Annotated in this window: 1 pseudogene; it reads right to left on the reverse strand. The window is 82.9% G+C overall.

Annotated elements, in window-relative coordinates:
• Positions 1 to 869: pseudogene (locus DT057_RS35875) on the reverse strand (DNA translocase FtsK); the annotation flags it as partial.

The following is an 869-nucleotide window of genomic DNA, read 5'->3' on the forward strand; positions in this document are numbered from 1 at the left end:
GCCTCGGCCGGGGTCGCGCAACCCTCGGCCGCCGCGGCGACTGCCGGGACGGCGGCCGCGGCGACTGCCGGGACGGCGGTCGCGGGTGGCTCCGCCGGGGACGCCTCGAGCGCGGGCGCAGGAGCCTCCGCGGGCCGCGGCTCGGGCAGCGGCTGGTTGTCCTGCCCGGCGACGACCGGCAGGGGCTGGTTCCAGTCGTGCTGGAGCAGGCGGTCGAGGGCGTAGACCGGCCGCGGCGGCAGGGCGCGCAGGTGCGTGACGTCCACCGGGACCGCGATGGGGCCGGCGACGGCCTCGCGCGCCGCAGCCGTCTCCCGTCCGCTCGCCGGCGCGGGCTCCGCGGGCACGATGCGCGCCGCCGGGGCCTCCGGCGCCGGATCGCCCGCCGCCACGACGGAGGGCGCCGACCCCTGCGTTTGCGCCGGGGCGGGCGCGGCACCGCCCGGTTCCTCGCCGCGAGCGGGGTCCGGGAGAGGCGACGCTTCCGAGAGGGCGGCCGCTCCGGCGAGCAGGGCGGCCCGGGCGGAGGCCGCCTCAGCGGGATCCGTCTCGCCCGCGTCCGGTTCGGCCGGGTCCGTCGCGGCCGGCGCCGGGGCGGGGTCGGCCTCGGCCGGCTCGTCGTGGGGATGGCGCAGGAGGTGGTCCGGCGTGCGCGTGAAGCGGACGCCCGGGGGCAGGACGTAGGGCTGGCGCCAGAGGGGCACGGGCGGGACCGCGGCGGCGGCCGCCGCCGCCTCGGCCTCTTTCCGCGCGAGCGCGGCCGCCTCCTCGGCGGCGGCGGCCTCGGCGGCGGCGGCGTCCTCGACGGCGCGGCGCGCCGCCTCCTGCTCGCGGGCCTCCTCCTCCCGGCGGCGCTGGCGGGCCCGCAG

The organism is Methylobacterium crusticola, from assembly GCF_003574465.1.
Lineage (GTDB): Bacteria > Pseudomonadota > Alphaproteobacteria > Rhizobiales > Beijerinckiaceae > Methylobacterium > Methylobacterium crusticola.